Source organism: Candidatus Defluviibacterium haderslevense (genome assembly GCA_016712225.1).
GTDB lineage: Bacteria > Bacteroidota > Bacteroidia > Chitinophagales > Saprospiraceae > Vicinibacter > Vicinibacter haderslevensis.
Genome location: JADJRL010000003.1, coordinates 1,213,123 through 1,228,213, shown reverse-complemented (window position 1 = coordinate 1,228,213; position 15,091 = coordinate 1,213,123). Strand labels below are relative to the sequence as shown.

Below are 15,091 nucleotides of genomic sequence, written 5' to 3'. Positions count from 1 at the left end.
TATGGGATGTACAAGTTGTAAAACGGGAACTAATGGTATGCCAAGTGGCTGTGGCGATAAAGGTCACTGTGCTACTGGAGGATGCAATAAACTTAATACATATGATTGGCTAACTGCTTTAGATTTGGAAGATCCTACCAGTTCTGATTTTGCTGAAATCAGTTTTAAAAATGGATCTCGCAAATCATTCTATAAAATAAGTGACCCATTTAGATATAATACCGGAGACATGGTCGTGGTAGATACCGGTAGTGGTGGATACGACGTAGGAAGAATTAGTCTAATGGGAGATTTGGTCAGACTTCAGATGAAGAAAAAGAATTTCAAAGAAGATCGAATTGCATTTGATGTCATACGTAAGGCCAACCAAAGAGACTTAGAAAGAATGATCGAAGCTCGCCAAATGGAGAAACCCGGGTTAGTAAAAGCCAGGGTAATATCAAGGACCTTGAAGTTGGATATGAAGATTGGTGATGTAGAATATCAGGCAGATTTAAAGAAGGCAACATTCTATTATACAGCTGATGGGTGGATCGATTTTAGAGAATTGGTAAGACAATATGCCAAAGAATTCAGAATAAAGATTGAAATGCGCCAAATTGGGTCCCGTCAAGAATCTGCACGTATTGGTGGCATTGGATCTTGCGGACGTGAATTATGCTGTTCTACCTGGCTTACAGATTTCAAGTCTGTAAATACTACAGCAGCTCGATATCAAAACATAGCTATTAATCAATCCAAACTCTCCGGACAATGTGGAAGGTTAAAATGTTGTTTGAATTATGAATTGGATATGTATGTGGATGAATTAGAAAAGTATCCATCTAACGTCGAACGATTAAGAGCTAAACAAGGTACAGCGAGTTTAATTAAAGTAGATATATTCAAGGGCATGTTGTATTATCTATATGAACCCGTCAAAGGGAGAAGTGTCGTAATGCCGCTCAGTCCGGAAGAAGTGAGACGGATTAAAGCAATGAATGATCGCAATGAAATGCCTGAAGAAATCATTGCAGCTGAATTGGCGCAGGTGGTAATCAATCCTGATGAAGAATTTGTGGATGTGACCGGAGAAATAGAGTTGCCTTCAGAAAAAAGGAAGAAAAAGAAGAAGAAAAAACCAAACAGAGATCAAAACTCCGGACAAGGCAATCAAAATCAAAACCAAGCACGACCGCCACAAACGGATAAACCTAACGTGAACCCAAACAATCCAAATCAAACCAATAGACCAAACTCAGGAAACCCCAATCAAAGACCACCTAATCCAAATCAACAGAATAGGAATAATCCAAACAACAATAATCCTAACCAAAACAAGAATCCCAATTCTGACCAAAGAAATCCGAATCAGAGAAAACCAAATCAGGAACCTAATAGAAACCAAGGACAAAGGCCTCCAAATCCCAATCAACAGAACAGGGATAAAGATTCTAATAAACCTAATATTGATAGTTCGAATAGTTCGGATAAGCCTAAAGAATAAATTGGTTTTAAAATTTTCGTTATCATAATTCAGGATTGTTAGGATATTTAATAAATCCAATTATTATATTGAATTTTCACCTATGATTCAATCATCTTTTTCATCTAAAACTATGTTGGGCTTTAATTGATGAACTTAAGTTTAACACCAGGATAAATAATCAAAGTTCGTCATTAAAACAATTATTTATTTCCCATCCACGCTATAAAAACGTTGTAACATTTAGCTTATAAATCTTATGATCAACACTATTCAGAAATTCTATACGATAATGGAAAATAAATTTTAATAGCGTTTATTATTCTATTACAAATTTACCTGTAGCCAAGGATCCATCCCACAAAGAAATGGTATAAAAATAAATTCCACTAACCCAGCTGGTAGTATTCATTGAGTATTCATAGCTACCAGATGGAATGTTTGTTGATTCCATCACCTGACCTGCAGTATTCATTATTCTTAAATTAGCTTTATGTAAAAGCGATTCTCGGAAGCTCAGTGTTATATTATTTCTAGCAGGATTAGGATAAACCAAAAATTCTGGAAGTATAGGAACTTCATGAATGGATACAGTTAGCTCTGGATCACAAACAGGAGCTACCCCTAAACGATAGTTTGGAAAATTGGGTATGGTGCCAGTGTGAGTTTGAGGAAGTTTTAGATCATGCTGTCTAAAGTCACAAGCCTTTCCCTTTTCATCTGGTTTATGAATCACATGAAGTGCGTCCATACTGCTATGACAATTAACATAAATCTTACAATCTGGCCCCCATTGCATTTTTCCAATCATTGCTGGGAATTTTCCTTTGGTTCGATATCCGTCATAATGGGCTATATGCATTTCACTGCTCTTTATATCTGAGGTGTTGAGATCATATTGATATAAATCCCAATAAGTTCCTATATACAGGAATCGACCTGATGGAGAAAAGCAAGCACCACCGTCGGATAATAAACTATCAATAACTGGAATTCTTTGAAAATTACTTAAATTTCCTGTATTTCTATCAAAATCATAAAGATAAAATCCATCATCATAAGGATGATATCGAACCATTTTTGAGCCATCATTGGGCGAGAAAATATGGACTACCCCTCCCCCATCTTCATATCGATTTGAAGTATCACCAATTTGTTGATTGTTAATAAATGTAATACCCTTATCAGTTAATAAAAACTTATCATAGGATCCATAAAAATATTTTTTTACAATGATCCACCAATCATGGTTGTTTCTATGTTTAACAGCTCCTATGTCCGCTAAAGTTGTACTGTCATTAATGATGACTTTATTTTTTTCAATTACCTTACCTAAGCCATTATTAAACCTCATATCTATAATTGAATATCTCAATGCATCAACCCAATATTTTAGTGGTGAAAATTGTACCACAGTAGATGCATGAATTATATAGTAGCTTAATGAATCAAAAGGATTAGGAATGTATACTGCACTTTGTTCTCCAGCAGGATAAAAATCTGCATCACATGTTTCATTTCTATTTATTCCGGAATTAATGTCATCTCCATTTTCCATTACTTCATAATTTGAATTATTAATAAAGCAACCATTAGAATATGTTTTCAATTCCCCATTAATATCACATATCATTGCGCCAGTTACAAAGCGTACGAATTTTTTAACCGGACTAACTTTAACATTCTGAGAATCTACTGGCTTATTAAAGCTCATAACCATAATATTTTCAGTATAATCTGGCATTAACCAAATGTTATCATACTTTGGAAATTGTGAGTAACAATTCACATGTATTAATAAAATGGAGATAGCCAGAATAGGCCATCTCCAATAAGTCATTAGTTTTTTCATTTACTGATCAGAATCTTCGTTCTTAATATCATACCTGCTACAGTTTTTACTTCGGCTAGATAATAACCGCTATATAATAAATTTAAATCCATAGTAATTTCACTTGATCCAACATTTGTCATTTTCAAAACAATTCTTTATATAAAATGGCTCCATCAATAATTTTTTGAAGCTTCATTTAAAAGTATGGCTCCCTAAATGATCCTCGCACACAACAACTCTTCAGTAAACCTTAAACCTAGTCAAACTGATGTTGAACTCAAAGATCGTTCAATCAGCTGAAAAGTTGCAATATATCCAAATCATTGATTACTTGTCGATGATCTACAATTCTTGGCATTACTCATTTGTGTTAGTGCTCCACAGTTGTGAGCATATACTAAAATTCAAAAGTAACTAGAATCTTTAAAATTTTAGGCTAAAGTAATAGTTGGATCTTATCTAATTAATATGTAAAATGGCTATATCTAAAGTAGAACTCTCCCGCAAGTATCCACGTCTTAACCACGTCTTATCCACGTCTTATCCACGACTATTCCTCGATTGTTGTCTTGTCCTAAAATAGCTATGTCTTGTCTTAAAATAGCTATACAGGTTAATAAATAAATCCTAAAATGACTATGCAAATATTATTTATAACCCTGAGTAAGCTATACAAGGTTTTTAATAGTTTTTCCACCTTTTGGGTAATGTTTCAAATTGCAGATGATCTTGATCAGGTGTCAAAAATTGACAATCTTATCCAGAAACCCAATTTGCATATTATTTCACCTCAACAGTAAATAACTTATGAAATTTAGACATACAAGTAAATCTTGCAACTAACTAGGTCTTTTTAGAAAATGAATGTTTTTAGGCCAATTGGGTAGCTGGAATCCTATTAAACTGGTCCAAAGAATTAAAGGAATATCCCAAATTGGTGTAATGTTCAAGGACTTTTGGAAGGGTGTACATCACCTTTTCTTGAGATTTAAGGCTATCATGAAACACGATGATCGAACCATTAATGGTATTTCTTATTACATTTTGAAAGCATTGCTCTGCAGATATGGAGGGATCAAAATCACCACTGAGCACATCCCACATGATAATTCTGTAATGATGCTTTAAAAATCGGGTTTGAGAGGGTTTTAATCTGCCATAGGGTGGACGGAAAAGATTCGTTCCGGCTAATTTGGCAGCTTTACGAACATTCAATATGTAATCCACATTTTCTGTAGCCCATCCGGACAGGTGATTATACGTATGACTTCCTACGGCATGGCCTTCAGCCTTGATCTGTTCAAATATGGTTTGGTGTCGTTCGATATTTTGACCAACACAAAAAAAGGTGGCTTTGGCCTTATAAGCCTTTAAAGTTTCTAATATCCACTCTGTTATTTCAGGAATAGGGCCGTCATCGAAGGTTAGAAAAAGCTCTTTATTTGCTGCATCCGTTCGCCAAACCATGTTCGGCAGTAATTGTTGTAGAAATCTAGGAGTGTAACTAAGATACATCAGCAGAAATAATGATCGAGGATTATGTAATTTTGCCCCCTGTAATCACATTCAAGGTAAATCACATAATGGTAACCTAAATCGTGATGCTAGGAAAGAACCGCAAAGATAAATAGAAATCATTAATAATGACTAAAGTAAGAGTAAGATTTGCACCAAGCCCTACGGGTCCATTGCATATCGGAGGAATTAGAACAGCTTTGTATAATTATCTGTTTGCTAAGCAGCAAAATGGGCGTTTTATTTTAAGAATCGAAGATACCGATCAAGCTCGATTTGTACCCGGAGCCGAAGAATATATTATAGAATCATTAAAATGGGTCGGTTTAAATCCTGATGAAGGACAGGGGATAGGAGGTGATTATCAACCTTATCGACAATCTGAAAGGCAAGATATTTATCATAAGCATGCCTTGGATCTCATCCAAAAAGGTTTTGCTTATTATGCTTTTGATACGCCCGAAGAGATTGAAGCTATGAAAGCAAAGTTCATTTCAGAAGGAGTGTCCGTTCCAAAATATGATTTCAACACCAGATCTATTATGCGAAATAGTTTAACTCTGGATAAACTTCAAGCTGATGAACTGTTAAACTCCGGTGTGCCCTATGTAATCCGACTTAAGGTCCCAAATGATGAAGTAGTAGAAATAACCGACAAAATCAGAGGACATGTGCGATTTGCCACTGAAGAATTGGATGATAAAATTTTGATTAAATCTGATGGATTGCCTACATACCATATGGCAAATGTGGTAGATGATCGATTGATGAAAATAACACATGTCATTAGAGGAGAAGAATGGCTATCGAGCACGGCTCATCATGTATTATTGTACCGATATTTTGGTTGGGAATCAGAAATGCCCGAATTCGCTCATTTACCTTTGATTCTTAAACCTAATGGTCATGGAAAATTATCCAAAAGAGATGGAGCACAGTTTGGATTTCCAGTGTTTCCATTGGATTGGATTCAAGGGGAGGATGATGTTTTTTCCGGTTTTAGGGAAGCCGGTTTTTTACCTGAAGCTTTGCTTAATTTTTTAGCTTTTCTGGGATGGAACCCCGGAACGGAAAAAGAACTTTATTCACTAGAAGAATTAATTCAAGATTTCTCAATAGAGCATATCGTTAAATCGGGTGCCCGATTCGATTATGAAAAAGCCAAATGGTTTAATCAACAACACATTCAGCGCACTTCCGATAATGATTTACAACACGAAGTGATCAGAATATTCAAAGCCAATCATATTGATTTAACTAATGAACAAGCCTTGCAAATTGTATCGTTATACAAAGAACGTATTGTATTATTGACAGATTTTTATCACCAAGGCCTTTATTTGGTGCACGATAATTTGAATTATAATGCTGATTTTAAAGAAAAAAAATGGAAATCAGAGTGGACCACTTCTTATCAAAATTTAGTTCAAATATTAGGAGGTTTGGAATTTTGGAACCAAGAAGTTTTAGAACCAATAATTAAACAATTTATGACAGATTATCAATATAAAATGGGAGATGTCTTGCCAACATTAAGGGTCATGTTATCAGGAATTCCTACGGGGCCGGATATTTATAAAATGCTTATTTCTTTAGGAAGAGAACAAGTTATTCTTAGAATTCAAAATGGGATAACATCATTAAATAGCAATTAAAATTTCGTACAAATGAAAATTAAATTTTGTGGCGCAGCGCAAGAAGTAACTGGAAGTAGTCATTTATTAACCTTAGAGAATGGTTTTAAAATACTATTGGATTGTGGTTTATTTCAAGGTGATGTCGATAATCTCGAGGAACTTAATTCGACTTGGTTTTTTGATCCTAAAGAGATTGATTTATTAATATTATCCCATGCCCATATTGATCATTGTGGACGGATTCCAAAATTAGTAAAAGATGGATTTAGAGGTAATATATTTAGTACCCATGCAACACGAGATTTAGCTTCAATTATGTTGATGGATACAGCCCACATTCAAGAACGAGATGCACAATTTCACAATGAAAAAATGTTGGCTAAACTCCGAACTAATAAAAATTATAAGGGCAAATTAGAAGAACGCGTTCCAATATATAATTCTCAGGATGTAGTCAATGCTTTAAAATTATTTGTTGGCATGTCTTATGATCAACTCATTGAAATTTCACCCGGCATTCATTTATTGTTCACTGATGCAGGGCATATCTTAGGTTCTGCAAGTGTCAACCTTAGAATTAAACATGGTGGTGATGATTTGAGGCTTGCTTTTTCTGGAGATATTGGACGACCAAATCGACCGATACTGAGTGATCCACATCCCATGTTGCCTTCTGATATCGTATTAACAGAATCGACTTATGGAGATCGACTTCACATAGAAAAACCTGCAGAAAAAAACAGATTCTTGGATATTATTAATCAGACTTGTATTCAGCAAAAAGGTAAAGTTATTATACCAGCTTTTAGTCTTGGAAGAACCCAGGAAATAGTTTATATTCTAGATCAATTGGAACATGAAATGCGCTTACCGAATATTCCTGTTTATGTGGATAGCCCTTTAGCCGTTAATGCAACAGATATTTTCAGGACGCATCCGGAATGTTTTGATTATGATCTACATCAATACATATTAAAAGATCCAGATCCATTTGGTTTTAATACACTTCATTACATTACCGATGTCAATGAATCTAAAAAATTGAATACCTCAAATGATCCTTGCATCATTATTTCTGCAGCAGGAATGGTTAATGCGGGACGAATCAAACACCATGTATTCAATAATATCTCAAATCCGAATAACACTATTTTATTTGTAGGTTACTGTTCTCCGAATACACCCGGAGGTATTTTAAGAAGTGGTGTATCAGAAATTAAAATGTTCAATGAAATAATGAAAGTAAACGCAAAAATTGAAATCATGGATTCATTTTCTGCACATGGTGATCAAAAGGAAATGTTGGATTTTCTTGCTAATCAAATCAATACTTCACAGCGAATGTTTTTAGTCCATGGCGATGCGGATACACAAATTATTTATAAAGACAAATTAAAACACGAGGGATTTAAAAATATTGAGATACCTGCGTTAGGGGAAGAAGTTAATTTATAAACAAGGGCCTAGTTTATAAATGTTAGTTTAAAATTCTCAATGCATCTTCACTGATGTGAATGGTTTTTAATTGAGTAGTTCGGGTTGAAATATCTGCTGAACCATTTTCAAGTCTAAGGACTCCTCGTGGGCATACAGCAGCACAAATTCCGCAGCCTACGCACGAAGCTCGAACTATATTCTGACCACGTTGTGCATAAGCCCGGACATCGATACCCATTTCACAATAGGTGGAACAATTACCACAAGTAATACATTGTCCACCATTGGTTGTGATCCGGAATCGTGAGAAAAATTTCTGCTGTATTCCAAGTATTGCTGCCATCGGACAACCAAACCTGCACCAGACACGACTTCCTAATAATGGATAAAAGCCTACTCCGATCACACCAGAAAAAGCAGCTCCAATGATAAAACCATACCACTTTCGCAATTCATAAGTGTTGATTCCTAATAAGGTATTTACACCTGTTTTATATGAATATAGTACACCGACAGTCATGATTACAGAAATGAGCAATACACTATAAATTAAATAGCGTTCCAAATTCCATGCTTTAATTGATTTATCGGATAAATGTCTAAACGAATCTCCTGCCGTTTCAGCTAAACCACCACATCCACACACCCAACTGCAATACCAGCGTTTACCGTATAAGTAAGTAAGTATTGGAGAAATCAGAAAAATCATGGCTAAGCCCCAAATGAGCATAAACCATCCAATATTTCCAGCATGCATTAATTCTTCAAGATGCCAGGAATCAAAAAAATAATAATTCAGAGGCCACATGTTTTTAAAATCATTGAAGGGCAAGTTCAATCGCAACATGAATTCAGGAAGTAAAAAAGCAAAAGCTGTTTGAAAAAAAATAACTGAAATGGTTCTTAATAATTGATATTTATTGTGGCGATATTTCCAAATAAACTTTATTCCAAAAAGTATAATTGCCAGTGTATACAAAGTACCGTAAACGAACCATTCACTTGCCGGCTGATTTTTAAAAAATTGACTTAATGGATCAAAGAAACCAATGATTCCAGTATTGCCTGATGTGGATAGGCCCAGTATATGTGGAAACCAATATAGTAGTATATAAAAGCAAGTTAACACAACACCAAGTATCCATGCTGAAACTCCTCTTCCAGTCAAAGTTCCTGTCCAAACACCGTTGTTTTTAATTCCTTCGGGTAAGTTTGCATACAAGGTTTTGGAATAATAAATAATGATTAATGATATACCTAAAAGTAAACTGACTAATAATCCAAAACTTACTAATTGGGTAAATTGTGCGAGACAAAAAATGCCTAATAAAATTCCTAGCCCAATTGTAATTAAAATGACCTGAAATTTTGAACGGATCAATGATTTTGAACGAATGATATTGGAATGGTTCATCATTATTTTTGTGTTAGAAATTTGAAAACATGATTCAATGTTTTATTTTTATTTAAAATAATTTGTTGATTGAATTGTTGATTGAATGATTCAACAAAAGATACTTCATAATTTTTATAAAATTCAGGATCAAAAAACGCCAGACGAATATTTTGGACTACATCATTCAACCCAGTTTTTTTTGAGATCCATGTTTCACAGACTTCATGTCTAAATCTTATGCCCATTAAATTAAAGCCTAGAATTTCACTGGTTTCAATATTAAAAACCAATCGAATACTTTTTTTGCCATCAGTATGCTCCCAATAAAAACTATTAAATGGTGATTGGATTTTTGATGGGACAAAACCATAGACCTGATACTCGATATCCAGAAATTTAGCAGAATTAAACCAAATCCCGGGATTATAACTGACAGGTTCTTTACAAATATTATAAGCGACCGTTTCGCCCATCATCCTACCAGTATACCATATTGCTTCAATCGGTTTTCTACCGGATAATGCATGTCTTAATTGAGCGCAATCACCAATAGCGTAAACATCAGCTATATTGGTTTCAAGTTGTTCATTCACTAAAATACCTCGATCCGTTTCCAGTGCTGTGTTTTTTAGAAATTCTATATTTGGCTTAACACCCACAGTCAATCCTACATAATTGCATTCTATTTGTTCTCCGTTTGATAGAACTACTCCTGCTGCTTCTCCTTGACCATTATCCAGAATTTCTGTAAGCTCACAATTTAATTTTAGGTCGATGTTGTGTTCATGAATATGTCTGGAGATCATGGCGGCTTCCTCTGGAGGTAGAATATTATACCAATACTCTTTTTCTCTAACGACAAGGGTTACAGGAATGTGCCTGGAATGAAACATCTCTGCCATCTCAATTCCAATTAAGCCTCCTCCTACAATTACAGCACGCGAGCAATTTTTGCTGTATTGTTCCATCATTTCCAGATCTTGCAGGTGATACAGTCCACTCACACCTTGAAGATCTTGACCTGGCCATCCCATTTTATTGGGTATAGATCCTGTGGCTAGTATTAATTGATCATAATGCAGTTTTAATCCAGATTCAAGGGTCAATGATTTAGAAATAAATTCGATTCCGATCACGCTATCGTGAAGTAATTCTATGCGGTTTTTTTTCCAAAATCCATCCTCATAGGGTTTGATATCTTTAAAACGCATATGGCCCATGTAGACATACATAAGTGCTGTACGTGCAAAGAAATGGCTTGATTCTGAAGAAATAATCGTTATATCATGGTTAGATAATTTCCGGATGTGTCTGGCAGCAGTAACTCCAGAAATACCATTTCCAATAATGAATATTCTTGCCATGTACTGATTTGATAAAAGCTTAGTAAAGGTAGGATTTTGGAATTATAAGCGGAATAAATATACATGTATTACTTCCGAAACTTACATTTTTACCCATCAGACGTTGTATAATATGTAATAAAGTACATTAAACTAAATTTAATTAATATATATATAATATTGTAATTCAATTATTTATATTTAAAATTACAATTTTTAGTGCAAATTATTTCTCTAATAAATTATAATGAAATATCGATTTTTTAAATAATATAGTTTAACTTTACCCTTCAGTACGCTAAATAATAAGGTTATGGCAAGAATATTTACCATTTTGTTTTGTTTATCAATGTCTTTGGGCTTTTCTCAAGAACGTTTTAGTTCCGAATTTAATCCTTGTAAGCTCGAAGAAAAAGTGGATGCATCAAAGGATCAGTACTGTCATAACAAAATACGCAACCATACGAAACGACCTATTTTAGTTTTATGGGCAAAGGAGAATCTCTTAATGCCATTGTTTTGGGATTCATATGTGTGTGATAATAATCAATGTTATTCACCTGCTGTTGTTAAATGTCCGGAAGACGCAGCTAATGAAGTATTGGTAGATAGCACAGTTAATATGGATGTACATTTTCAAACTGATGGTACCCAGGGCGGGGCTCATGTTGTAATTTGGGTCAATGAGAAAGATGATACCACCAAAAAATTAAAGATAGATTACCTATTCAATAAAACCGTTTCCAACAATGAGGTTAAGAATATAGCCATTAAGATGTATCCAAATCCTGCCTCCAATGCATTCACAGTAGAATACAATACAGGATTAACCAGAGTTGAATTGTATTCCATACTTGGAAAGAAAGTGGTTTCCTTTAATGCAGGTCATTTCAAGAGTTATGATATCAGTAATTTAGTAGATGGTATATACCTTGTTAAACTGATTGGTCCAAATGATCAATTACTTCGCACGGTTCGACTACAGAAAAGGTCTCCTAGGGCGTAATAGGAACTAAATTTTTAATCGTATTAATGATCCTGTGAAATCAATACATTTTATATTGTTTTGTTTTGTGGGGACAATGAGTCTAGGCCAGATACGTTTTAATTCCGCATTCAATCCATGTTACATTGCCGAAAGTCAGATTATTAAGAACGCTGATTATTATTGTCACAATAAGATCATAAACAAGGTCCAAGAACTTCAAGAAATCATGTGGAGTAAAGTGGATGTTAGCATTCCCTTAGGTTGGCAATCTTATGTATGTGATAATAATAATTGTTATACTCCAAAAATTGTAGATTGTCCGGATAAATTACCCAATGTATTATTAGTAGATAGCTCGGTCAATATGGATGTTCATTTTGAAACGAATGGCATTCAGGGTGGAGCCCATGTAGTCCTGTGGGTTTTTGAAAAAGGCGACACCACCAATAGATTAAAGATTGATTATTTGTTCAACATGGTTTTGTCCAATCATGAAACAAAGACTATTTCATTAAAGATGTATCCCAATCCAACTGCCAGTGTATTTTCAATTGCGACTAATACTATTTTAACCCAAGTAGAATTGTACGATATATTAGGACAAAAGATAGCATCTTATCCAACATTTGAATCTTATGATATAAGTCAATTGAAAGATGGTATTTATTCTGTCAAAATTATAGGTTTAAATAAGCAGGTAATTGCAATATTACGAATCCAAAAGCAAGGTCCAAGATCTTAAAAGGACTGACAATTAATTAATTCAGATTCTAAATCTGCCTCTTATTTATTCAAATGTTATTTTGCTATGGATATGAATTTAAACGCTTCTGATTATGTATTAATAGTGTTTAAACATTATTTAAATCTTCGATAAGTCGACTGGTTAATTGAGCGATAAGGCCTACTTTATCCTGTTCAACGCTTTTAACAAAGTTCAAATCTACGGCAGTATCCTTGTCATATTTGGCTGACCACATGATGACTTCTATTAGGATAGGAATGAGGTCAATTCCTTTTGGTGTAAGCCGATAAATAATTTTTTGCTTATGGCTTGGGTCACTTGATTTATTGACTATGCCATTCATTTCCAATAATGCCAATCTATCTGCAAGAATATTGGTTGCAATGTTCTCTTCGGAGGTGAGAAATTCACCATAGTAATGCTTGCCCTTGAACATTAGATCTCTGACAATAAGAAAAGTCCACCTATCCCCAAAAATTTCTAAGGCAAAATTTATCGGACAATCTGACTTTCTAACGATTTGTTTCACAATGCAAATATATAATAAAATAACTACTTGCAAATTACAAGTAGTTGTGTATCTTTGCTGATCAAATCTTTAAAAAACAAAAAATGACAAATGCAATTAATTGGTTCGAAATCCCAGTTACTGATTTCGCAAGAGCAAAAAAATTTTATGGCACGCTTTATGGCGCTGAAATTTCAGAGATGCCACACCCTTTATTTAAGTATGGAATGTTACCAGCGGATATGCAAAATGGGGGTATAGGCGGCGGAATAGTACAAGGAGATGGGTATGTGCCATCTGCAGAAGGAGTGTTAATATATTTGAATGGGGGAGAAGACTTGAATGGTCCTTTATCAAAAGTTGAACAGGCGGGAGGTAAAATTCTATTGCCAAAAACCTCAATTGGCGGAAATGGTTTTATGGCGATATTTTTAGACACTGAAGGAAATAAGATTGCTTTACATTCAATGAAATAAGACGATGAGTACTTTGATTAATTCCATAACTATTGACGCACCTATTGGCAGAATATGGAACATTCTTACTGATCTAGAATTGTTGGATAAAACCGACCCTACCGTAAAAAAAGCAACTTTAATTTCCGAGATAAAAACGGGGTTACATGCAAAAAGAAAAGTTTTAATGCAAGATGGCAAAAATTGGTTTGACGAAATGATTACCGAATTCAATCCAAATGAAAAACTGGTTTATCAATTGACAGACTGTTCTTTTCCTATCAAAAGATTAAAACACACATACAGTTTTGAAATAATCGGGAACCAAACCAAAGTTCAACAAGTCATGGAATACACAGTAAAGTTTGGTTTAATTGGTGAGCTTATGGATAAAATAATGATTGGCAAACAATTTAATTCAGGAATTAACCTGTTTCTAAATGGACTAAAAACATACGCTGAAAAAAATTAACTTCATCTTGTTAATTCGCAAATCAAGTAAGTGGAAAATACGATGAGCCACCTAACATCGATAAAGTTTACATGTTAGGTGGTTTAACTTTTTTAATCAGGACAAAATTGACATTGACAAAAAAGATTTAAAATCTAAACTAGAATGTTTGTAAATGATATTATATTTCTGTTTAAATAATAGTTTTAGTATTTATGTTTTATCTTTTCTTCTAATGTTGGTAAGTCCTTTTTATATTGTTCAATATCCCATTTAATCTGCCAACGATTTACATAATCTGCCAATGGCCCAAGTCCAACTTCTGCTCTTCTCTGGTCTACATGGTCTGGGTCTTCCAAAGGTGAAACATAATAAAAGTGCGTTTCTTGGTCTCGTGCAATTTGGCTACCATAAATTTGGCGTTTTCCTTGTCCCAATAAAACTCTGTCCTCAAGTAGCGCTAAGCTACTACCTTGTGCTTTGCCTTTTTTAACAGCCTCTCTCATCATAGGCAAATATTTTTCCTGAGTCGTCTGGTTAGAATGTTGAATTACAAGAAACAAAGTAGTGCTTCCTGGCCCACCAATAATGTCATTGCCTAACCACCCATATTGATCAAGCATAGTTTTTACTTTGACTAAATTTATTGAATCCTTTTCTTTTATCAATTTCCAGTGGTCTTTCATTTCTTTTGATTCTCCACCATACTTTTTCTCGATTCCACTAATTTGTTGTCTGTATTTTTGATCTTCAATATAAATACTGTCAAGAATTGCAACTAAAGGTTTGTTCAGGTTCGCCTCTGCTATTTCTTTGTTATGCTTGATTTTATCAAGTAATGGTTCCCATCTGTTATCATTGTGCAATGAGTTCAAATCAGGGTCTGTTGTTATATGACTATAGTTTATATAATTCATTTGGTAAGCAATTCTTTCAAGTTGATAGAACGCACTATCCGGCACTGATGCCATTGCCCAAGAACAGGCAGCATTATACCTGTCATTGGATAACCCTTTCCAGGAGTTTACTTTGAAAGCTTCGGAATATTTGTCACCCGATTTTCTAAAATCTTTTGAGTTGTAAAGTGAGTCAGCAATTCTCACCAAGTTAGAGTATTCATTTGGTGTATTCTGGCCGAAAGTCAGCTTAGCCAATAAGAAAAATGTGATAATTAAAATTGTTTGTTTCATGTTTTTTTATTGTTACTTTTTTTTATGAAATCTGTGCAAACATTTTTTTAAAAGAATGCAGGATAAAGAAAGCCAATTAGTTTAATTAATTCTGGAAGTTGAAGATATAAAAAATTCCCCAAATCGG

Annotated in this window: 13 protein-coding genes; 7 read left to right on the top strand and 6 right to left on the bottom strand. The window is 34.3% G+C overall.

Translation table 11 applies throughout. The annotated features are described in order from the left end of the window. Position 1 precedes the first annotated feature (1 nt). Positions 2-1,486 carry a hypothetical protein gene (locus tag IPK88_05010; protein ID MBK8242765.1) on the top strand — a complete coding sequence of 495 codons (1,485 nt, stop codon included), beginning with the start codon at positions 2-4 and terminating at the stop codon, positions 1,484-1,486. Positions 1,487-1,784: 298 nt separating this feature from the next. Here IPK88_05010 and IPK88_05005 read toward each other — a convergent pair whose 3' ends face one another. Continuing rightward, positions 1,785-3,179, bottom strand: a complete 1,395-nt coding sequence (locus tag IPK88_05005; GenBank protein MBK8242764.1) for a T9SS type A sorting domain-containing protein — start codon at positions 3,177-3,179, stop codon at positions 1,785-1,787. A gap of 990 nt (positions 3,180-4,169) precedes the next feature. Next, positions 4,170-4,814 carry a polysaccharide deacetylase family protein gene (locus IPK88_05000; GenBank protein ID MBK8242763.1) on the bottom strand — a complete coding sequence of 215 codons (645 nt, stop codon included), beginning with the start codon at positions 4,812-4,814 and terminating at the stop codon, positions 4,170-4,172. 128 nt (positions 4,815-4,942) lie between these two features. Between IPK88_05000 and IPK88_04995 the strand changes: the two genes are divergently transcribed. After that, positions 4,943-6,469 (top strand): glutamate--tRNA ligase, encoded by a 1,527-nt coding sequence (locus IPK88_04995; GenBank protein ID MBK8242762.1) that lies wholly within the window; start codon positions 4,943-4,945, stop codon positions 6,467-6,469. A gap of 12 nt (positions 6,470-6,481) precedes the next feature. Beyond that, a complete protein-coding gene (locus tag IPK88_04990; GenBank protein MBK8242761.1) occupies positions 6,482-7,906 on the top strand; it encodes an MBL fold metallo-hydrolase in 1,425 nt (474 codons plus the stop codon). 22 nt (positions 7,907-7,928) lie between these two features. On the opposite strand, the gene IPK88_04985 is transcribed toward IPK88_04990, so the two are convergent. Together IPK88_04985 and IPK88_04980 are read right to left on the bottom strand one after the other, a co-directional pair. After that, complete coding sequence (locus tag IPK88_04985; protein ID MBK8242760.1) at positions 7,929-9,305, bottom strand: 4Fe-4S binding protein; 1,377 nt, start codon at positions 9,303-9,305, stop codon at positions 7,929-7,931. Further along, on the bottom strand, positions 9,305-10,648 hold the full coding sequence (locus IPK88_04980) for an NAD(P)/FAD-dependent oxidoreductase (protein MBK8242759.1): 1,344 nt from the start codon (positions 10,646-10,648) through the stop codon (positions 9,305-9,307). The genes IPK88_04985 and IPK88_04980 overlap by 1 nt, the downstream gene beginning before the upstream one ends. Positions 10,649-10,940: 292 nt before the next feature. Here IPK88_04980 and IPK88_04975 point away from each other — a divergent pair, with 292 nt between their 5' ends. Both IPK88_04975 and IPK88_04970 read left to right on the top strand, forming a co-directional pair. Continuing rightward, positions 10,941-11,633 carry a T9SS type A sorting domain-containing protein gene (locus tag IPK88_04975; protein ID MBK8242758.1) on the top strand — a complete coding sequence of 231 codons (693 nt, stop codon included), beginning with the start codon at positions 10,941-10,943 and terminating at the stop codon, positions 11,631-11,633. 34 nt (positions 11,634-11,667) lie between these two features. After that, entirely contained in the window at positions 11,668-12,357 is a 690-nt protein-coding gene (locus tag IPK88_04970) for a T9SS type A sorting domain-containing protein (protein ID MBK8242757.1), read from the top strand. Between the two features lie 109 nt (positions 12,358-12,466). Here IPK88_04970 and IPK88_04965 read toward each other — a convergent pair whose 3' ends face one another. After that, complete coding sequence (locus IPK88_04965) at positions 12,467-12,796, bottom strand: helix-turn-helix transcriptional regulator (GenBank protein MBK8242756.1); 330 nt, start codon at positions 12,794-12,796, stop codon at positions 12,467-12,469. A gap of 176 nt (positions 12,797-12,972) precedes the next feature. Here IPK88_04965 and IPK88_04960 point away from each other — a divergent pair, with 176 nt between their 5' ends. Together IPK88_04960 and IPK88_04955 are read left to right on the top strand one after the other, a co-directional pair. After that, positions 12,973-13,344, top strand: a complete 372-nt coding sequence (locus tag IPK88_04960) for a VOC family protein (GenBank protein ID MBK8242755.1) — start codon at positions 12,973-12,975, stop codon at positions 13,342-13,344. 4 nt (positions 13,345-13,348) lie between these two features. Further along, positions 13,349-13,795, top strand: coding sequence for an SRPBCC family protein (locus IPK88_04955; protein MBK8242754.1), 447 nt, complete (start codon positions 13,349-13,351; stop codon positions 13,793-13,795). A 185-nt stretch (positions 13,796-13,980) separates the two neighbouring features. Here IPK88_04955 and IPK88_04950 read toward each other — a convergent pair whose 3' ends face one another. After that, positions 13,981-14,964 (bottom strand): hypothetical protein, encoded by a 984-nt coding sequence (locus IPK88_04950; GenBank protein ID MBK8242753.1) that lies wholly within the window; start codon positions 14,962-14,964, stop codon positions 13,981-13,983. Positions 14,965-15,091 lie beyond the last annotated feature (127 nt).